The sequence below is a fragment of the Enterobacter sp. SST3 genome (assembly GCF_000286655.1).
Classification (GTDB): Bacteria; Pseudomonadota; Gammaproteobacteria; order Enterobacterales; family Enterobacteriaceae; genus Enterobacter; species Enterobacter roggenkampii.
In genome coordinates, this window is record NZ_ALNS01000013.1 from 104,100 (window position 1) to 124,172 (window position 20,073).

Sequence of the window (20,073 nt, forward strand, 5' to 3'; positions counted from 1 at the left end):
GATCAAACTCACATAACGGGGATATTTACGGCTCACCAATTTTATTTGCTGTCATATAACTTTACACTGGCATTGTTAATTAATGGTTAATCAGGTGTATCTCATGAAGACAATTGCCTCCACCACCCTTCCTGCCCGGGTTCAGCAACCGCGCTACGATCGTCAGCAACTGCGCTCCCGCATCGTCCACTTTGGCTTTGGCGCGTTTCACCGTGCGCACCAGGCCTTGTTAACAAATCGGGTGCTGAATGAAAAAGGCGGCGACTGGGGGATTTGTGAGATTAGCCTCTTCAGCGGCGACGTGCTGATGAGCCAGCTGCGCGCGCAGGATCACCTGTTCACCGTGCTGGAGAAAGGGGCTGAAGGAAATGAGGCGATTATCGTCGGTGCCGTCCATGAATGCCTGAACGCAAAGCTGGACTCCCTGCCCGCCATTATTGAGAAATTTTGCGAGCCTCAGGTCGCGATTGTCTCGCTCACCATCACAGAGAAAGGCTATTGCATCGATCCCGCGACCGGGAAACTCGACCTGAATAACCCCCGGATCGTCCACGACCTTGAAAACCCCTCAGAGCCACATTCCGCCCCTGGGATCCTGGTCGAAGCGCTCCACCGCCGCCGCGAGCGCGGCCTGCCCGCCTTTACCGTGCTCTCCTGCGACAATATCCCGGACAACGGGCACGTGGTGAAAAACGCCGTGCTGGGCATGGCGCAAAAACGTTCCGCAGGGTTATCTGAATGGATCGATACCCACGTAAGCTTCCCCGGAACGATGGTCGACAGGATTGTTCCCGCCGCGACGGAGGCCTCGCTGGCGGAAATCACCGACGCGCTCGGCGTGGAAGATCCGTGCGCCATCAGCTGCGAGCCGTTCATTCAGTGGGTAATAGAAGATAATTTTGTCGCCGGCCGTCCCGAGTGGGAAGTGGCGGGTGTCCAGATGGTGCAGGATGTTCTGCCGTGGGAGCAGATGAAATTACGCATGCTCAACGGCAGCCACTCTTTCCTGGCGTATCTCGGATATCTTGCCGGCTACGCGCATATTAATGAATGCATGGAGGACACAGCGTTCCGAGAAGCCGCCCGTCGGCTGATGCTGAACGAGCAGGCCCCCACGTTACGGATTAAGGATGTCGACCTCACCGCGTATGCCGATAGCTTGATCGAACGCTTTGCCAACCCGGCCCTCCAGCATCGGACCTGGCAAATCGCGATGGACGGTAGCCAGAAGCTTCCGCAAAGAATGCTGGACGGGACCCGCGTTCATCTTGAGCGAAACACGCCGTGGCCGCTGCTGGCCCTGGGCGTGGCAGGCTGGATACGCTACGTCAGCGGCACCGACGAGCGCGGCAACGCGATTGACGTTCGCGATCCCCTCAGCGATAAAATCCGCACGATCGTCGACGCCAGCAGCGACATCGACCGCGTCCCCGCGCTGCTGGGGCTGAGCGAAGTGTTTGGTCACGATCTCGCGCACAATCGTGTTTTTGTTGAGGCTGTTAGCCAGGCCTATCAGCGCATCACCCGTCACGGCGCACGTCAGGCTGTTATCGAAACGTTAAATATTTAACGATTGTTGCGCTTAACGCGAACGGATAAAGCCTCCGTTCGCCCTTCCCCTTCTCACAGGTCACGTTTTTCGCCAGGATAGAGAACAGTGTTATCGCATCATCATTCTCATCTGGAGCGCACGTGACCAAAACCAACCTCATCACCGGTTTTCTCGGCAGCGGTAAAACCACCTCAATTCTCCACCTGCTGGCGAATAAAGATCCGGCCGAGAAGTGGGCCGTGCTGGTCAATGAATTTGGCGAGGTGGGCATTGACGGCGCGTTACTGTCATCCAGCGGCGCGATGATTAAAGAGATCCCCGGCGGATGCATGTGCTGCGTCAATGGCCTGCCGATGCAGGTGGGGCTCAATACCCTGCTGCGTCAGGGCAAACCCGACCGCCTGCTGATTGAGCCGACCGGGCTGGGCCACCCGAAGCAGATCCTCGATTTACTGACCGCCCCGGTTTACGAGCCGTGGATCGATCTGCGCGCCACACTGTGCCTGCTCGATCCGCGTCAGCTTCTGGATGACAAGGCGGTGGCCAACGAGAACTTCCGCGATCAGCTCGCCTCGGCAGACGTTATCGTCGCCAACAAGGAAGATCGCGCCACGCCTGAAAGCCAGGCCGCGCTGGAGGCGTGGTGGCAACATTTTGGCGGCAATCGCACGCGGGTGCAGACCACCCAGGGGAATATTGATAGCACCCTGCTTGACCTGCCTCGTCTGAACCTCACCGAGCTGCCCGCCAGCGCGGATCATGCGCACAGCCATCCGGTTAAGCAGGGTCTGGCAGCCCTGAGTCTGCCGGAGCACCAGCGCTGGCGTCGTAACCTGAACAGCGGCCAGGGATACCAGGCCTGCGGATGGATTTTCGATGCTGAAACCGTTTTTGACACCATTGGGATCCTGGAGTGGGCCCGCCTTGCGCCCGTCGATCGCGTGAAAGGGATCATGCGCACGCCGGACGGACTGGTGCGGATCAACCGCCAGGGCGACGATTTCTTCATTGAAACGCAGAACGTGGCGCCGCCTGACAGCCGAATAGAGTTAATTAGTGCGGTTAACGCCGACTGGAATGCCCTCCAGTCCAGCCTGTTGAGGATTCGTTTAAGTTCGGGCGGCTAACGTTACCCCAGTTTTCACTCTATGCAGAACGTTATGACAACTCGATTTCCCCTGATATTACTGCTTAATGTCGCCGGTCTGGCGCTTTTCTTCTCCTGGTATATCCCGGCGAATCATGGTTTCTGGTTCCCCCTGGATTCTGGCATCTTTCACTTCTTCAACCAGGCGCTGGTGAAGAGCGACGCATTCCTGTGGCTGGTGGCCATCACCAACAACCGCGCCTTCGACGGCTTCTCGCTGCTGGCCATGGGCTGCCTGATGCTCTCTTTCTGGCTGAAAGAGGATAAAGCGGGACGTCGGCGTATTCTGATTATCGGTCTGGTAATGCTGCTGTTTGCTGTCGTCATTAATCAGCTGGCTACCGCGGTTATTCCGGTTAAGCGTTCCAGCCCTACGCTCTTTTTCACCGATATTTATCGCGTCAGTGAGCTGCTGCATATTCCAACAAAAGATGCGTCGAAGGACAGTTTCCCCGGCGATCACGGCATGATGCTGCTCATTTTTTCCTCAGTCATGCTTCGCTATTTCGGCCGAAAAGCGTTTGCCATAGCCCTGATTATTTTTGTGGTTTTTGCCTTCCCGCGCGTAATGATTGGCGCTCACTGGTTCACCGATATTGCTGTCGGTTCGCTCTCCGTTGCGCTGATTGCGCTGCCGTGGTGTTTAATGACCCCGCTGAGCGACAGGATAATAGCGTTGTTCGATCGCTATCTTCCCGGTAAGGCGCAACAACAATTAAACAAATAACTAACCTAAATTAACGTGAGCTATCAGGGATCGACATGATCCCCGATAGCCTTCCCGCCACGATCTTTTCCCTCTGTCATATTCCTGTCATCACATTCATGATAAAAATGAAGCAATTGCGCGATCACGCGTCGGATCCGACCGCATTTTAAGCAATTACGGATTTTTACTTTCTGTATCACATTTTCTTATAAAAAAAAGGCTTTTTTTACTCGCAATACCCCTGGCAATCGGTTAATCTCGAACTCGTTTTGCCCCATAGGGATAATTATTTCGATGGTAAATAATTTTGTGCGCTATGCCACAAATGTGACCAGAAAGAATTGTCTCGATGTGAACAGATAATTAGTCTCGTCACGTTTGGCATTTTTATAACGATATTTGTCGTTAAGGACTTCAAGGGAAAATAAACAAAATGGTCAAATCTCAACCGTTTCTGAGATATATCTTGCGGGGGATCCCGGCGATAGCAGTCGCGGTACTGTTATCTGCATGTAGTACATCGAACACCGCGAAGAATATGCATCCTGAGACGCGTGTTGTGGGAATGGAAGATTCCTCTTCACTGCAAGCCTCTCAGGATGAATTTGAAAATATGGTACGTAATCTGGACGTGAAATCCCGCATTATGGACCAGTATGCTGACTGGAAAGGCGTGCGTTATCGTCTTGGCGGCAGCACGAAAACAGGTATTGATTGTTCCGGTTTTGTACAGCGTACGTTCCGCGAGCAATTTGGGTTAGATCTTCCGCGTTCAACCTATGAACAGCAGGAGATGGGCAAGTCGATTTCACGTACCAAACTGCGCACCGGCGATTTAGTTCTGTTCCGCGCGGGGTCTACAGGTCGACATGTTGGCATCTACATTGGTAATGACCAGTTCGTACATGCCTCCACCAGCAGCGGTGTGACCATTTCCAGCATGAACGAACCGTACTGGAAGAAGCGTTATAACGAAGCGCGCCGCGTACTGACCCGCAGTTAATATAACTATTGTATCGTTGGTTATCCCTTGGCTGGCGATATGATGAAAAAAAGCACTGCTTCGGCAGTGTTTTTTTTTGCCCGTTACACTGAATACATCAAGCGGCTTTTCAGGAATCACGACGTCTATGCTCACCCGCTACTTCTCCAGTAATCGTAAAATACTGATCCTCAGTATTATCACGGGTCTCATCACCGCCCTGCTCCTGGGTTCCCTGCAATTTTCGTGGAGTTACCACAAGCGGGAAGTCAAATTCGACACCCTGGTGAATGATGTGAGCGCCTACATGGGGAGCTATTTCGAAGACCTAAAAAAAGCGGTCAATGTCCTCCAGCCTCTCACGCTGAACACGTGCCAGGACGTCAACCAGGAACTCACCTCACGCGCGGCCTTCAGCATTAACGTTCGCGCCTTCCTGCTGGTCCGGGACAAGATGGCATTCTGCTCCTCGGCAACAGGCCCGATGAATGCCCCGATGGAGACGCTCATACCTGAGCTGAACATCAATAAACAGATCGATATGGCGTTGCTTCCGGGTACCCCCATGCTGCCTGATGAACCTGCGATTGCGATCTGGTACCGCAACCCATTAGTGAAGGACGGCGGGGTGTTCACTTCTGTGAATATTAATCTGACGCCTTACCTGCTCTATACTGAGCGCCAGGACGAGTTCGCGGGTATCGCTATCATTATCGGCGATAACGCCTTGTCGACGCGGTCCAGCACGCTGGTTCATACCCGCGACTTGCATGACATCCCGGTCCGCACGGCGACGCTGAAAGACCTCCCCCTGACCATCAACCTGTATGCGGACGCATGGACCAGCGATGAAATTCTCTACGCGCTGTTCTTCGGGCTGGTATGCGGGATTTGTGCCGGATCGCTTAACTACTACATCCTCAGCATTCGGCTCAACCCGGGTAAAGAAATTTTAAGCGCTATCAAGCGCGGTCAGTTTTATGTGGTTTATCAGCCCGTCGTCGATGCCAAATCGCTCAGGATGACCGGGCTTGAAGTCCTGATGCGCTGGAAACACCCGACAATGGGGGAAATTCCGCCGGACGCGTTTATCAATTTTGCCGAAGCACAGAAGCTGATTGTCCCGCTGACGCTGCATCTCTTTGACCTTATCATTCACGATGCGCCCGTGTTACAAACGCTGTTACCTCCGGGCGCAAAGGTGGGTATTAACATTGCACCGGGGCATCTGCATGCGGAAAGCTTCAAGGACGATATGCGCACCTTCAAAGCCCTGCTGCCGCCGGATTACTTCCAGATCGTGCTGGAAATTACCGAGCGCGATATGCTCAACCATCGGGAGGCCAACACCCTTTTCGAATGGCTGCATAACGAAGGGTTTGAAATCGCCATTGATGATTTTGGTACCGGCCACAGCGCGCTGATTTACCTTGAGCATTTCACCATGGACTACCTCAAAATCGACCGTGGTTTTGTTAATGCGATCGGTACCGAGACCGTGACGTCGCCGGTGCTGGATGCCGTTCTGACGCTGGCAAGACGACTGAATATGTCGACCGTCGCCGAAGGGGTAGAGACGCCGGAACAGGCGGCCTGGCTGCGCGAACACGGCGTTAACTTTTTGCAGGGATACTGGATTAGCCGCCCGATGCCGCTGGCGCAGTTCCGCGAATGGCGGCCTGATATTTCGCCCGAAGGCGATTAATTTCACATTGCCCGTGACGTCACTTATTATTCAGCTTAACCGAGCCGGTCTGTAGAGAGGGAGCTGCCGCGAGATGCTTATGCGCTTTATGTTGCTGATGTTGGCATTCACGAGCCTGTCCAGCCAGGCGCAAACCATCAAAGAGAATATCGCCTTCGCGGTGATTGGCGAGCCTAAATACGCGGTCAATTTTACGCACTTCGATTACGTCAACCCTGCCGCGCCAAAAGGCGGTAAGGTCACGCTTTCCGCCACGGGAACCTTCGACAACTTCAACCGCTACGCCCTGCGCGGCGTGGCGGCCGCGCGAACGGAATCGCTTTATGATACGCTTTTTGTCACGTCTGATGACGAGCCCGGCAGCTACTATCCGCTCATTGCCGAGAACGTGCGTTACGCCGATAACTTCGCCTGGGCGGAAATCTCGCTGAACCCGCGGGCACGTTTTCACGATGGCACACCGGTGAAGGCCAGCGACGTTGCGTTCACCTTCCATAAATTCATGACCGAAGGCGTCCCCCAGTTCCGCATCGTGTATAAAGGCGCGTCGGTCAGAGCCATCGCGCCGCTCACAGTGCGCATTGAGCTGAGCGAACCGAACAAAGAGAATATGCTCAGCCTGTTCTCGCTGCCGGTGATGCCGGAATCGTTCTGGAAAAATCATAAGCTGAGCGACCCGCTTTCAACGCCTCCGCTGGCTGGCGGCCCCTACCGCATTACCGACTGGCGAATGGGGCAATATGTCGTCTATTCCCGCGTCAAAGACTACTGGGCGGCCAATCTGCCGGTCAACCGCGGACGCTGGAACTTCGACACCCTTCGCTATGATTACTACCTCGACGATAACGTGGCGTTTGAAGCGTTCAAAGCCGGGGCATTCGATTTGCGCGTCGAGAGCAGCGCCAAAAACTGGGCGACCCGCTATATCGGCAAAAATTTCGCCAAAGGCTATATCGTCAAAGACGAACACAAAAATGAATCTGCCCAGGACACCCGCTGGCTGGCGTTTAATATTCAGCGTCCGGTATTTAATGACCGCCGGGTGCGGGAAGCCATCTCCCTGGCCTTTGATTTTGAGTGGATGAACAAAGCGCTGTTTTACGGGGCTTATAGCCGCGCCAACAGCTATTTTCAGAATACCGAATACGCCGCGCGTGATTATCCGAAAGCCGACGAGCTGGTCCTGCTGGCCCCCCTTAAAGCAGAGGTACCGCCAGAGGTGTTTACAACGGTGTTTCAGCCGCCCGCATCGAAGGGTGACGGTTACGACCGCGACAACCTGCTCAAAGCCAGCAAGCTGCTGGATGACGCAGGCTGGCACCTGAAGAATCAAAAACGTGTGGATGCCAAAACGGGCAAGCCACTCAGCTTTGAACTGCTGCTCTCGTCCGGGGGCAACGACCAGTGGGTGCTGCCGTTTAAGCACAACCTTGAGCGGCTGGGCGTAACCATGAACATTCGCCAGGTTGATAACGCGCAGATCACCAGCCGCATGCGCAGCCGTGATTACGACATGATGCAGCGCCTGTGGCCCGCGCAGCCGTGGCCTAGCTCGGACCTGCAAATCTCCTGGGCCTCCAGCTACATCGACTCCTCGTACAATGCGCCGGGGGTAAAAAGCCCGGCGATTGATGCGCTCATTGCGAAAATCGTGGCGGCGCAGGGGGATAAAGACAAGCTCGTGCCGCTCGGGCGCGCCCTCGACAGGGTCTTAACCTGGAACTACTACATGCTGCCGATGTGGTATATGGGCGAAGATCGCCTTGCGCGCTGGGATAAGTTCTCCGTGCCTGCCGTGCGCCCGGTCTATTCTCTGGGCTTTGACACCTGGTGGTATGACGTTAACAAAGCCGCCAGACTTCCCGCTGAGCGGCGATAAGGAATTATCATGGGTGCCTATCTTCTCCGCCGTCTGCTGCTGGTCATCCCCACCCTGTGGGCCATCATCACGATTAACTTTTTCATCGTGCAAATCGCTCCTGGCGGGCCGGTCGATCAGGCCATTGCCGCCATTGAATTTGGCAATAGCGGCGGCATGCCGGGCGGCGGCGGTGAAGGGATGGGCGCCAGCCATGCGCGAACTGGCGTAGGGAATATCAGCGAAAGCCATTACCGCGGCGGACGCGGGCTGGATCCGGAGGTGATCGCCGAGATCACCCACCGCTACGGCTTTGATAAACCGATTCACGAGCGCTATTTCAAGATGCTCTGGGATTACATCCGCTTTGATTTTGGCGATAGCCTGTTTCGCAGTGCGTCAGTGCTGACGCTGATCAAGCAAAGCCTGCCGGTTTCGATCACGCTCGGGCTGTGGGGTACGCTGATCATCTATCTGGTCTCTATACCGCTTGGGATCCGCAAAGCGGTGTACAACGGCAGCCGGTTCGATATCTGGAGCAGCACGTTCATCATTATCGGCTATGCCATCCCGGCGTTTCTGTTCGCCGTTCTGCTGATCGTCTTTTTCGCCGGGGGCAGTTATTTTGATCTCTTCCCGCTGCGGGGCCTCGTCTCCGCCGATTTCAGCTCCCTGCCGTGGTACCAGAAAATCACCGACTACCTCTGGCATATCACGCTGCCGGTTCTGGCCACGGTCATTGGCGGGTTTGCGGCCCTGACCATGTTGACCAAAAACGCCTTTCTCGATGAAATTCGTAAACAGTACGTCGTTACGGCCCGCGCTAAAGGCGTGAGCGAGAAGCAGATCATGTGGAAGCACGTGTTCCGCAACGCCATGCTGCTGGTGATCGCCGGATTTCCGGCCACGTTCATCAGTATGTTTTTTACCGGCTCGCTGCTGATAGAGGTGATGTTCTCGCTTAACGGTCTGGGCCTGCTGGGCTATGAGGCCACCGTGTCGCGTGACTATCCGGTAATGTTCGGCACGCTCTATATTTTCACCCTGATTGGCCTGCTGCTGAATATCATCAGCGATATCAGCTATACGCTGGTCGATCCCCGAATCGATTTTGAGGGCCGATGATGCCGCGTTTAAGCCCCGTCAACCAGGCCCGCTGGGCCCGCTTTCGCCACAACCGCCGCGGCTACTGGTCGCTGTGGATTTTTGCCGTGCTGTTTGTCTTAAGCCTGTTTTCAGAACTGATCGCTAACGATAAACCGCTACTGGTGCATTTTAACGATCGCTGGTACGTGCCGGTCATCGCCAATTACAACGAAAGCGACTTTGGCGGCCCGTTTGCGACGCCGGCAGAGTATCAGGACCCGTGGCTTCGCCAGCAGATTGAGCAGCACGGCTGGGCGCTCTGGGCGCCGGTGCGTTTTGGCGCAAACAGCATTAACTTCGCCACCACGACCCCCTTCCCTTCCCCGCCCTCCGCGCAAAACTGGCTGGGAACGGATGCTAACGGCGGTGACGTGCTGGCGCGCATCCTGTATGGCACGCGTATTTCGCTTCTCTTTGGGCTGATGCTGACGATCTTCTCCAGCGTGATGGGCGTCGTGGCGGGCGCCATTCAGGGCTACTACGGCGGGAAAATTGACCTCTGGGGCCAGCGGGTGATTGAGGTCTGGTCAGGCATGCCGACGCTGTTTCTGATCATCCTGCTTTCCAGCGTCGTACAGCCCAACTTCTGGTGGTTATTAGGCATTACCGTCCTGTTCGGCTGGATGGCGCTGGTCGGTGTGGTCAGGGCCGAGTTTCTGCGCACCCGTAATTTCGACTATATTCGCGCCGCGCAGGCGCTTGGCGTGAGCGACCGCGGGATCATCTTCCGCCATATGCTGCCCAACGCCGTGGTGGCAACGCTCACCTTCCTGCCGTTTATTCTGTGCAGCTCCATCACCACCCTCACCTCACTGGATTTTCTCGGTTTCGGGCTACCGTTGGGTTCCCCGTCGCTCGGCGAACTGCTGCTGCAGGGCAAGAACAACCTGCAGGCACCGTGGTTAGGCATCGCCGCCTTTCTTTCCGTGGCCGTGCTGCTGTCGCTGCTGATTTTTATTGGCGAAGCCGTGCGCGATGCCTTTGATCCTAACAAGGCGGTTTAAAATGACCCAGCCTCTGCTCCGTATTGATAACCTGTCGATTGCTTTTTCAAAGCAGGACGAGACGCGCACCGTGGTCAGCGACCTGACGCTGCAGATCCAGCGCGGTGAAACGCTGGCCCTGGTGGGTGAGTCGGGTTCAGGCAAGAGCGTTTCGGCGCTCTCCATCCTGCGGCTGCTGCCTTCTCCGCCAGTGAGCTACACGCAAGGGGATATCCTTTTTCACGGCCGTTCGCTGCTGCACGCCGACGAACAGGCCCTGCGCGGCATTCGCGGCAACAAAATCGCGATGATCTTCCAGGAGCCGATGGTGTCGCTTAACCCGCTGCACAGCCTGGAAAAACAGCTCTATGAAGTGCTCTCCCTGCACCGTGGGATGCGCAAAGAGGCCGCGCGGGGAGAAATTCTGGATTGTCTTGAACGCACAGGCATACGCAATGCGGCCAAACGGCTGAATGATTTTCCGCATCAGCTCTCCGGCGGCGAACGCCAGCGCGTGATGATCGCCATGGCCCTGCTGACGCGCCCCGAGCTGTTGATTGCCGACGAGCCCACAACGGCGCTGGACGTGACGGTACAGGCGCAAATACTGACGCTGCTGCGGGACCTGCGTGACGAGCTGAACATGAGCCTGCTGTTTATCACGCACAACCTGAGCATTGTGAGAAAGCTGGCCGACAGCGTCGCGGTGATGCAAAACGGCCGCTGTGTTGAACAGAATGCGGCGTCCACGCTGCTGAGCGCGCCGCAACACCCCTATACGCAGCGCCTGCTCGACAGCGAACCCTCCGGCGACCCGGTTCCCCTCGACGCTGACAGCACGCCGCTGCTGCGCGTTGAGGATCTGTCCGTCTCGTTCCCGATCCGCAAAGGTATTCTGCGCCGCATTGTCGATCGCAACCCGGTGTTAAAAAATATCCGCTTCTCGCTGCGCCCGGGCGAATCCCTCGGGCTGGTGGGCGAATCCGGCTCGGGTAAAAGCACCACCGGTCTGGCGCTGCTGCGCTTAATTGCCTCACAGGGCGAAATCCTGTTTGACGGCATGCCGCTGCACCGCTGGAACCGCCGCCAGATGCTGCCCGTACGTCCTCGCATGCAGGTGGTCTTTCAGGATCCCAACTCCTCGCTTAACCCGCGGCTCAGCGTGTTACAGATTGTCGAAGAGGGCCTGCGCGTCCATCAGCCCGGCCTGAGCGCGCAGCAGCGCGAGCAGGAGGTCATGCGGGTAATGGTTGAAGTGGGTTTAGATCCCGAGACGCGCCACCGCTATCCTGCGGAATTTTCCGGTGGGCAGCGCCAGCGTATCGCGATTGCCCGCGCGCTGATCCTGAAACCAGAGCTAATTATTCTGGATGAACCGACGTCGTCTCTGGACAGGACCGTACAGGCGCAGATCCTGGCGCTGCTTAAAGGGCTACAGGAAAAGCACCGGCTGGCCTATATCTTTATCAGCCATGATTTGCAGGTGGTGCGGGCGCTATGCCATCAGGTGATTGTGTTGCGACAGGGAGAGGTGGTCGAGCAGGGTGATTGCCAGCGCGTATTTAGCGCGCCAACGCAGCGCTACACGCGCCAGCTGTTGTCGTCAGACTAGCGCTCAGAATGGATACTGGCCGGAGAAAGGCTCTGCAATAGCAACGCCAAAATTTTTCAGGCGGCAGGTGGCAGCAAACTCGTCCTGGCTTTTCACAAACAGGCACGGCTCCCCTTCGCATTCCAGCACGGAGCTGTCCACTTCGATATCCGTCAGGGCCTGACTGAGACGCTCCATCACCCGCCATGCATTTTCATCGCTCGGGCTCAGCAGCTTGAGCGCCACCAGGCAGTTTTCACAGCCCGCGACGTTTTGCGGAATCGGTTCAACTTTCGAACCAGCAAAACCCGCCGACCAGCGATAGCTCTGGGGCAAGCGATGGACAATAGAAAGTTGTAATGTATTCACGTTCGTTCCCCGGAAGCAAAATTTACTTCGCAATTTATTTACATTTATAGTAACACATCATCGCCAGCCTGCACTATTCAGCACTTTTTTATCGGTATTCAGGCTCGCGTCGGCGCTATATGTACCCGTTTCTGCGATCTAACTCAACCTTTTTGAATACAATGATGTGACTTTTTACACAAATAGATTTTACATAAAATAAACAAACACGGCATAAACGAACGGAGGTTTGGTTGATATGCATCAACAAAAAAGGCCCTGCCGGGCCTTCTCTGTGTTTTAGTGGGCCGCTTTTCGCGGTCGACTGGCGTAAAGATAGAAGAGTATCGAGCTGGTTGCGCAAAAAGCCATCGCCCACAGCATGGGCCATGCCGTCGTAAAGGTGGCCATAGAAAGCAACGCGCCAACGATAGCGCCGATGCCGAAGCGGAACGTCCCCGCCAGGGAAGAGGCGGTCCCCGCCATGTGCGGGAACTCATCCAGGATCACCGCCATCGCATTGGACGACACCATCGACACACAGCCGACAAAGGCCGCCACGCCAACCACCAGCGCCCAGAAGCCCACGCCCAGAAACGCGCTCACCACCAGCCAGATCGCCATCACAAACTGGATCCACAGCCCGGCGCGGAACATGTTCAGCGCCCCCACCCTTCGGACAAAGCGGCTGTTAATGATGGTCATAATGAACAGGAAGACGATGTTAAGCGCAAAGTAATAGCCGAAGTGCTGCGGCGACACGTGGTTAAGCTCGATGTAGACAAACGGCCCGGCGCTCAGGAAAGAGAACATTCCGGCAAAGCTGAACCCGCTTGCCAGCATATAGCTGAGCACGCGCTTGTGGCGAAACAGCGAGGCAAAGTTGCCGATGGTGGTACGGATGTGAAACTTCTGGCGGCGCTCGACGGGAAGCGTTTCATCTATAAAGAAGAAGATCATTGCCGAGGCCAGCAGCGCGGCCAGGGCCAGGATCCAGAAAATCACATGCCAGCTGAACCACACCAGCACCGCACCACCCGCCATTGGCGCCACCAGCGGCGCAATCGTCGTCACCAGCATCACGAACGACATCATGCGGGAGAACTCTTCCTTCGGGTAGATATCGCGCATCAGGGCGTTAATCACCACGCTTGCCGCTGCCGCCGCCAGACCGTGGAAGAAACGCATGATGATCAAATGATCGATGGTCTGGGCCAGCGCACAGGCAACCGCTGCGGCCGCAAAGACCAGCGTCCCGCCCAGAATGACGGGCTTGCGTCCAAGGCTGTCCGCCATCGGGCCATAAAACAGCTGGCCAAGGGCAAAGCCGAGAATATAGGTGCTGAGCGTCATCTGCGCGCTGCCCGCCGGGACGCCAAACTGCGCGGAAATGACCGGCAGCGCGGGCAGGTACATATCAATAGACAGCGGCATCAGCATGGCCAGCAGGCCAAGAATGAAGACGATTTTGAACGACGAGTGTGGCCTGGTGGTCACAGGGTTCTCCTGAAATTAGTGCGAAGGCAGACCGACGCTGGCGATCTCTTCTTCCGTTAACGGACGGTATTCGCCTGGCGCAAGGTCGGGATCGAGTTCAATCGCACCAATCCGTTCGCGATGCAGGCCAACAACGTGGTTCCCCACCGCGGCAAACATACGTTTCACCTGATGGTAGCGCCCTTCGCTGATGGTCAGACGGACCACCGTCGGGGTGATGACTTCAAGCACCGCCGGTTTAGTCAGATCTTTTTCATTATGCAGCTGCACGCCTTTCGCGAAGTGCTCTGCCGTGTCATCCGACACCGGTGACTCCAGCGTGACCAGATAGGTTTTCTCGCAGTGGTGGCGTGGAGAGGTGATGCGATGCGACCACTGACCGTCGTCGGTCATCAGCACCAGACCGGTGGTGTCGATGTCGAGGCGGCCTGCGGCATGCAGCTTGTGCGCCACCGGTTCGTCGAGGAAATAGAGCACCGTAGGGTGATCCGGATCGTCCGTTGAGCAGACGTAGCCTTCCGGCTTATTGAGCATGAAGTAGCGAGGACCGTGCTGCTGGGTCAGCGGATTGCCGTCGTACTCCACCTGATGGTCAGGTTGCAGTTTGAACGCGCTGTCTCTCACAATGTCGCCATCCACGGTAACGCGGCTGGCGCGAATTTCGCGCCCGGCAATAGCGCGGCTTACGCCGAGTTGCTGAGCGATAAACTTATCAAGTCGCATGAAATCTTTTTAGCCTTAATGGTGCAGGAAGTCGGACAACAGGTCCGAAAATAGAAGCAGTCTGGAACGGTTCAGTATAATGGTCTGGTTGCGCCACTCAAGGGAAAAAGTTTCGTGGCATACTATCTATACCCTAAATAATTCGAGTTGCATGAAGGCGGCAAAGGAGTGAATCCCCGGGAGCTTACATAAGTAAGTGACCGGGGTGAACGAGTGCAGCCAACGCACAGGCAACTTGAAGTATGACGGGTATATGTGCGGAATAACGAAACCGAGACCCCATGACTTTTACACTTCGTCCCTATCAGCAGGAAGCCGTTGACGCCACCCTCGCCTGGTTCCGTAAACATCGCGAGCCGGCGGCGATTGTGCTCCCGACCGGTGCAGGCAAAAGCCTGGTCATTGCCGAACTGGCGCGTCTGGCCCGTGGCCGCGTGCTGGTGCTGGCGCACGTTAAAGAGCTCGTCGCGCAAAACCATGCCAAGTATTGTGCACTTGGACTGGAAGCCGACATTTTCGCCGCCGGTCTAAAGCGTAAAGAGAGCCACGGCAAGGTGGTGTTTGGCAGCGTGCAGTCGGTGGCCCGCAATCTGGATCTGTTTCGCAGCGAATTTTCGCTGCTGATTGTCGACGAGTGTCACCGCATCAGCGATGACGACGACAGCCAGTATCAGCAAATCCTGACGCACCTGAAAGACGTGAACCCTCACCTGCGCCTGCTGGGCCTGACGGCGACCCCGTTTCGTCTGGGTAAAGGCTGGATCTATCGTTACCATTATCACGGCATGGTGCGCGGCGATGACAAGGCCCTGTTTAGCGACTGCATCTACGAGCTTCCGCTGCGCTACATGATTAAACATGGCTACCTGACGCCGCCTGAACTGCTGGATATGCCGGTGGTGCAGTATGATTTCAGCCGCCTGCAGGCGCAGAGCAACGGGTTATTCAGCGAAGCGGATCTTAACCAGGAGCTGAAAAAGCAAAAGCGCATTACGCCGCATATCATCAGCCAGATTGAGGAGTTCGCCGCGACGCGCAAAGGCGTGATGATCTTTGCCGCCACCGTTGAGCACGCGCGCGAAATCACCGGGTTACTGCCCTCCGGCGACGCGGCGCTCATCACCGGCGAGACGCCCGGCCCCGAGCGCGACCGCCTGATTGAGGCCTTTAAAGCCCAGCAGTTCCGCTATCTGGTTAACGTGTCGGTATTGACCACCGGCTTTGACGCCCCGCACGTCGACCTGATCGCTATTTTGCGCCCGACCGAATCGGTCAGTCTGTATCAGCAAATTGTTGGCCGCGGCCTGCGTCTGGCGCCGGGGAAAACCGACTGCCTGATTCTGGATTATGCCGGTAACCCGCACGATCTCTTTACGCCTGAGGTCGGCGCGCCAAAAGGAAAAAGCGACAACGTGCCCGTGCAGGTCTTTTGCCCTGCCTGCGGGTTTGCCAACACCTTCTGGGGCAAAACCACCGCCGACGGTACGCTGATCGAACATTTTGGCCGCCGCTGTCAGGGCTGGTTTGAAGATGATGACGGGCATCGCGAGCAGTGCGATTTTCGTTTCCGCTTCAAAAACTGCCCGCAGTGCAACGCCGAAAATGACATTGCCGCTCGCCGCTGTCGGGAGTGCGACACGGTGCTGGTTGACCCGGACGACATGCTGAAAGCGGCGCTAAAGCTGAAAGATGCGCTGGTGCTGCGCTGTTCCGGCATGGCGCTGCAGCCCGGCGCGGATGAAAAAGGCGAATGGCTGAAAATCACCTATTACGACGAGGACGGGGCGGACGTCAGCGAGCGCTTCCGGGTCCAGACGCCTGCCCAGCGAACGGCCTTCGAACAGCTGTTTATTCGCCCGCACACCCGCACCCCGGGCGTGCCCCTGCGCTGGATCACCGTGGCCGATATCGTGCGCCAGCAGGTGCTGTTGCGCCATCCGGATTTTGTCGTCGCCCGTAAGAAAGGCCAGTACTGGCAGGTGCGCGAGAAGCTCTTTGACTACGAAGGTCGCTTCCGTCGCGCCAACGAATTGCGCGGTTAGCGGGACTTTTCATTGATGTGAGGGGCATTTGAGTATAAAATGCCGCCCGCTTCACATCCGTGAGGCAGAACACTCACCTGCTGCTGGGTCGCCTGTAGTAGGGTTTTAAATACAGAGAGAAATCAATGTTCACTATCGAAGCAGAAGTACGTAACGTGCAGGGTAAGGGTGCGAGCCGCCGCCTGCGTACCGCTAACAAGTTCCCGGCTATCGTTTACGGTGGCGAAGCTGCTCCAGTTGCAATCGAACTGGATCACGACAAACTGTGGAACCTGCAGACCAAAGCTGAATTCTACAGCGAAGTTCTGACCATCGTTGTTGGCGGTAAAGAAGAAAAAGTGAAAGTTCAGGCTGTTCAGCGTCACGCGTTCAAGCCAAAACTGACTCACATCGACTTCGTTCGCGCGTAATCGCAAACCTGTCGAAAAAAACCCCGCTTCTGCGGGGTTTTTTGTGCCTGCTATTTACCGCCCGAGGTGCGGCGCTGAAGCTGATCGCGCAAATTCGGCGGCGTCCCCTTAATGGTCAGCGTATCGGTGGCCGGATCCCAGAAGATACGTTCCCCCAGCAGCATCGCATCAAAGTTGATGGTTAACCCGCCGCCGCTGCCGGCAAACTTGGTTAACTGACGCAGCGTGCTGCGATCCGCCGGGAAGCTCTCTTCAAGCTCATAGCCCTTCTCCGCGGTAAATTCCTGGAAGCTGACTTCGCTGACGCCAGCCAGCTCTTTTGACAGCGACTCCAGCTCAATCTCTTCCCCTGCCTGCAGCTGTTCGTTGCAGTAGCTGTAAACCTGCTGACGCACCGTCTGGCGCTCAGATTTATCGAGCTGCGCTTCGGCTGTGAAATCGTCAACCGCCTGGAGCAGCCCTTTGTTCTGCGCTTTGGCGTTAAGCCCTTCGCTGGCACCGAGGAAATCCATAAAGAAATCCGCCACTTTGCGTCCCACGCGTCCCTTCAGGAAAGTCAGGTAGCGGGTCGACTCCGGGTTGGTTTCCCACTCGGTCAAATCAATACGCGCCACGATATCCGCATGGTTAATGTCCAGATAATGCGTTGAGCTGATATCCAACTGCTCGTTCACGCGCATGCTGCTTAAGTTATTCAGCACGGTAACCAGCAGGTACTCGACCGCCAGATAGCGGTAGTGGCAGAACAGCACGATCCCGCCGTCGGCGAACGGATATTTCGCCAGCTCGTCGCGCAGACGCCCGGTTGCCGCACGGCTAAACGCCAGGAAATCCTCTTCACCCTGGCGCTGCAGGCGCAGGCTATCGGCCAGTTCACTCTCTTCGCTGAACAGCCCATAGGCTTTATTTTTGGCGCTGTAGACACGATGCAGCTCTGCCATCATCTCCACAACGGTCGCCGTGGGTTCCAGTAACGAATCGCGCAGCACCACTTCAAGGGTTTGCTCATCGCGCTTGATAAGCTGGTGCAGGGCAATCTGGTTGATTTCCAGACTCATGATAAACTCTCCTTTTAGACCGGGCGGTATTCAACCACCACCAGGACATGTGTGCAACAACAGATAAAAAAGGGGAAAAAAAGCTGTTGCTACGGTAATATGTTGCCCTTTCATCAACAAACTGATTTTGATTTATGCCACAACATTCCCGCTACAGTGATGAACACGTTGAACAACTGCTCAGTGAGCTGGTCAACGTACTGGAAAAACATAAAACGCCGACCGATCTCTCCCTGATGGTTTTGGGAAATATGGTCACCAACCTGATTAACACCAGCGTTGCTCCGGCTCAGCGTCAGGCGATCGCAAAATCTTTCGCCCAGGCTTTACAGTCGTCCGTCAGCAACGACCCGGCCCATTAAGGGATACGAACAACAGTTTATGGTGACGAATCGTCAGCGCTACCGTGAAAAAGTCTCCCAGATGGTCAGCTGGGGGCACTGGTTTGCCCTGTTCAACATTCTGCTGGCGACGGTCATTGGCTGTCGTTATCTGTTTGTCGCAGACTGGCCAACAACGCTCACCGGGCGTATCTACTCCTGGATAAGCGTTGTCGGTCACTTTAGCTTTTTGGTTTTCGCCACCTATCTGCTGATCCTGTTCCCCCTGACGTTTATCGTCATGTCGCAGCGTCTGATGCGATTCTTGTCCGCCATCCTTGCGACGGTGGGGATGACGCTGCTGCTTATCGACAGTGAAGTGTTCACCCGCTTCCACCTGCATCTCAACCCCATCGTCTGGGAGCTGGTGATTAACCCCGACCAGAACGAAACGGCCCGCGACTGGCAGCTGATGTTTATCAGCGTCCCGGTGATCCTGTTGATTGAGATGCTGTTTGCCACCTGGAGCTGGCAAAAACTGCGCAGCCTGACCCGCCGACGCCATTACGCGAAGCCCGTCGCCGCGCTCTTCTTCGTCTCCTTTATCAGTTCGCACATCATGTATATCTGGGCGGATGCGAACTTCTATCGTCCTATTACCATGCAGCGCGCGAACCTGCCGCTCTCGTACCCGATGACGGCCCGTCGCTTCCTCGAGAAACATGGCCTGCTTGATGCGCAGGAGTACCAGCGCCGCCTTATCGAGCAGGGTAACCCGGAAGCCGTCAGCGTTCAGTATCCGCTGAGCGACCTGCGCTATCGCGATATGGGCCGCGGGCAAAACGTCCTGCTCATCACCGTCGACGGCCTGAACTATTCCCGTTATGAGAAGCAGATGCCAGCCCTGGCCAATTTCGCGAGTCAAAACGTCACGTTTACTCAGCACATGAGCTCCGGTAACACAACCGACGCGGGCATCTTTGGCCTCTTCTATGGCATTTCAGCCGGATACATGGACGGCGTACTCTCTACCCGCACGCCTGCGGCGCTGATCACCGGGCTGAATCAGCAGGGCTATCAGTTAGGGTTGTTCTCATCCGATGGCTTTAACAGCCCGCTCTACCGCCAGGCGCTGCTGTCTGATTTCTCACTGCCGGCGGCACAGAATCAGTCCGATGCGCAGACCGCCAGCCAATGGATAAACTGGCTGCAGCGCTATGCCCAGGAAGATAACCGCTGGTTCTCATGGGTTGCCTTTAACGGCACAACGCTTGCTAACAGCAATAAGAGTGATTTCGCGCGCCGCTACGGCCGCGCGGCGGGTGATGTTGATGCGCAGATTGCCCGCGTGCTTGACGCGCTACGTGAGTCCGGCAAGCTGGACAACACCGTGGTGATCGTGACGGCAGGCCATGGCGTCCCGTTAGGTGACGAGGCGAAGAGCATGAGCTGGTCACGCCCTAACCTGCAGGTTCCGCTGGTCATCCACTGGCCGGGCACCCCGGCGCAGCGCATCACTATGCTTACCGAGCATAAAGATGTGATGACCACCCTGATGCAACGCCTGCTGCACGTCAGCACGCCGGCAAACGAGTATTCGCAGGGCCAGGATCTCTTCAGCGCCGCGCGCCGCCATAACTGGGTTACGGCAGCAGGGAATAATACGCTGGTGGTGACCACGCCGAAGCTGACGCTGGTGCTGAACAGCAACGGGAATTATCAGACGTATAACCTGCAGGGTGAGCGGCTGAAAGACCAGAAACCGCAGCTGAGCCTGCTGCTGCAGGTCCTGACGGATGAGAAGCGTTTTGTCGCTAACTGATTAATAATAAACCAGTTAGCGACGGATTTCCTTGCATTCAAAACGGAATCGAGTAGTATTCTTTCTATGCGTCGGCACGTAGCGCAGCCTGGTAGCGCACCGTCATGGGGTGTCGGGGGTCGGAGGTTCAAATCCTCTCGTGCCGACCAAAAACACATTGAAAACCAGCCTCTTATGGCT

General features: G+C 56.2%; 17 protein-coding genes and 1 tRNA gene. 14 read left to right on the forward strand and 4 right to left on the reverse strand.

All coding sequences use genetic code 11. The features are described from left to right. The first annotated feature begins 103 nt into the window (after window positions 1-103). From B498_RS13205 to yejF, 9 genes are all read left to right on the forward strand, one after another. Entirely contained in the window at window positions 104-1,570 is a 1,467-nt protein-coding gene (locus tag B498_RS13205; RefSeq protein ID WP_008500942.1) for a mannitol dehydrogenase family protein, read from the forward strand. 122 nt (window positions 1,571-1,692) lie between these two features. Beyond that, the gene (locus B498_RS13200) at window positions 1,693-2,679 is read left to right on the forward strand and encodes a CobW family GTP-binding protein (RefSeq protein ID WP_008500943.1); all 987 of its coding nucleotides are present in this window, start codon (window positions 1,693-1,695) and stop codon (window positions 2,677-2,679) included. Between the two features lie 33 nt (window positions 2,680-2,712). Beyond that, the gene (locus B498_RS13195) at window positions 2,713-3,426 is read left to right on the forward strand and encodes a phosphatase PAP2 family protein (protein ID WP_157179049.1); all 714 of its coding nucleotides are present in this window, start codon (window positions 2,713-2,715) and stop codon (window positions 3,424-3,426) included. Window positions 3,427-3,841: 415 nt separating this feature from the next. After that, a complete protein-coding gene (mepS, locus tag B498_RS13190; RefSeq protein ID WP_008500946.1) occupies window positions 3,842-4,411 on the forward strand; it encodes a bifunctional murein DD-endopeptidase/murein LD-carboxypeptidase in 570 nt (189 codons plus the stop codon). 127 nt (window positions 4,412-4,538) lie between these two features. Further along, window positions 4,539-6,095, forward strand: coding sequence for a cyclic di-GMP phosphodiesterase (locus B498_RS13185; protein ID WP_008500947.1), 1,557 nt, complete (start codon window positions 4,539-4,541; stop codon window positions 6,093-6,095). 73 nt (window positions 6,096-6,168) lie between these two features. After that, complete coding sequence (locus B498_RS13180) at window positions 6,169-7,974, forward strand: extracellular solute-binding protein (RefSeq protein ID WP_008500948.1); 1,806 nt, start codon at window positions 6,169-6,171, stop codon at window positions 7,972-7,974. A 9-nt stretch (window positions 7,975-7,983) separates the two neighbouring features. After that, entirely contained in the window at window positions 7,984-9,078 is a 1,095-nt protein-coding gene (locus B498_RS13175) for a microcin C ABC transporter permease YejB (protein ID WP_008500949.1), read from the forward strand. Further along, window positions 9,078-10,103, forward strand: a complete 1,026-nt coding sequence (locus B498_RS13170; RefSeq protein ID WP_008500950.1) for an ABC transporter permease — start codon at window positions 9,078-9,080, stop codon at window positions 10,101-10,103. The genes B498_RS13175 and B498_RS13170 overlap by 1 nt, the downstream gene beginning before the upstream one ends. Before the next feature lies 1 nt (window position 10,104). Further along, a complete protein-coding gene (gene yejF, locus B498_RS13165) occupies window positions 10,105-11,694 on the forward strand; it encodes a microcin C ABC transporter ATP-binding protein YejF (protein WP_008500951.1) in 1,590 nt (529 codons plus the stop codon). A 3-nt stretch (window positions 11,695-11,697) separates the two neighbouring features. On the opposite strand, the gene B498_RS13160 is transcribed toward yejF, so the two are convergent. The 3 genes from B498_RS13160 to rsuA all read right to left on the reverse strand — a co-directional run bounded on the left by B498_RS13160 (window position 11,698) and on the right by rsuA (window position 14,241). Continuing rightward, window positions 11,698-12,042, reverse strand: coding sequence for a YejG family protein (locus B498_RS13160; RefSeq protein WP_008500952.1), 345 nt, complete (start codon window positions 12,040-12,042; stop codon window positions 11,698-11,700). Window positions 12,043-12,321: 279 nt separating this feature from the next. Beyond that, window positions 12,322-13,518, reverse strand: a complete 1,197-nt coding sequence (locus B498_RS13155; RefSeq protein ID WP_008500953.1) for a Bcr/CflA family multidrug efflux MFS transporter — start codon at window positions 13,516-13,518, stop codon at window positions 12,322-12,324. 15 nt (window positions 13,519-13,533) lie between these two features. Next, window positions 13,534-14,241 carry a 16S rRNA pseudouridine(516) synthase RsuA gene (gene rsuA, locus B498_RS13150; RefSeq protein ID WP_008500954.1) on the reverse strand — a complete coding sequence of 236 codons (708 nt, stop codon included), beginning with the start codon at window positions 14,239-14,241 and terminating at the stop codon, window positions 13,534-13,536. Window positions 14,242-14,522: 281 nt separating this feature from the next. Here rsuA and B498_RS13145 point away from each other — a divergent pair, with 281 nt between their 5' ends. Together B498_RS13145 and rplY are read left to right on the forward strand one after the other, a co-directional pair. Then, the gene (locus tag B498_RS13145) at window positions 14,523-16,283 is read left to right on the forward strand and encodes a DEAD/DEAH box helicase (protein ID WP_008500955.1); all 1,761 of its coding nucleotides are present in this window, start codon (window positions 14,523-14,525) and stop codon (window positions 16,281-16,283) included. Window positions 16,284-16,408: 125 nt separating this feature from the next. Continuing rightward, entirely contained in the window at window positions 16,409-16,693 is a 285-nt protein-coding gene (gene rplY, locus B498_RS13140) for a 50S ribosomal protein L25 (RefSeq protein ID WP_008500956.1), read from the forward strand. A gap of 50 nt (window positions 16,694-16,743) precedes the next feature. On the opposite strand, the gene yejK is transcribed toward rplY, so the two are convergent. Next, entirely contained in the window at window positions 16,744-17,751 is a 1,008-nt protein-coding gene (gene yejK / locus B498_RS13135; RefSeq protein WP_008500957.1) for a nucleoid-associated protein YejK, read from the reverse strand. 134 nt (window positions 17,752-17,885) lie between these two features. Between yejK and B498_RS13130 the strand changes: the two genes are divergently transcribed. The 3 genes from B498_RS13130 to B498_RS13120 all read left to right on the forward strand — a co-directional run bounded on the left by B498_RS13130 (window position 17,886) and on the right by B498_RS13120 (window position 20,042). Further along, window positions 17,886-18,113, forward strand: coding sequence for a YejL family protein (locus B498_RS13130; RefSeq protein WP_008500958.1), 228 nt, complete (start codon window positions 17,886-17,888; stop codon window positions 18,111-18,113). A gap of 19 nt (window positions 18,114-18,132) precedes the next feature. Further along, window positions 18,133-19,893 (forward strand): LPS biosynthesis-modulating metalloenzyme YejM, encoded by a 1,761-nt coding sequence (yejM, locus tag B498_RS13125; RefSeq protein WP_008500959.1) that lies wholly within the window; start codon window positions 18,133-18,135, stop codon window positions 19,891-19,893. A gap of 72 nt (window positions 19,894-19,965) precedes the next feature. After that, a tRNA-Pro gene (locus B498_RS13120) sits at window positions 19,966-20,042 on the forward strand. Window positions 20,043-20,073 lie beyond the last annotated feature (31 nt).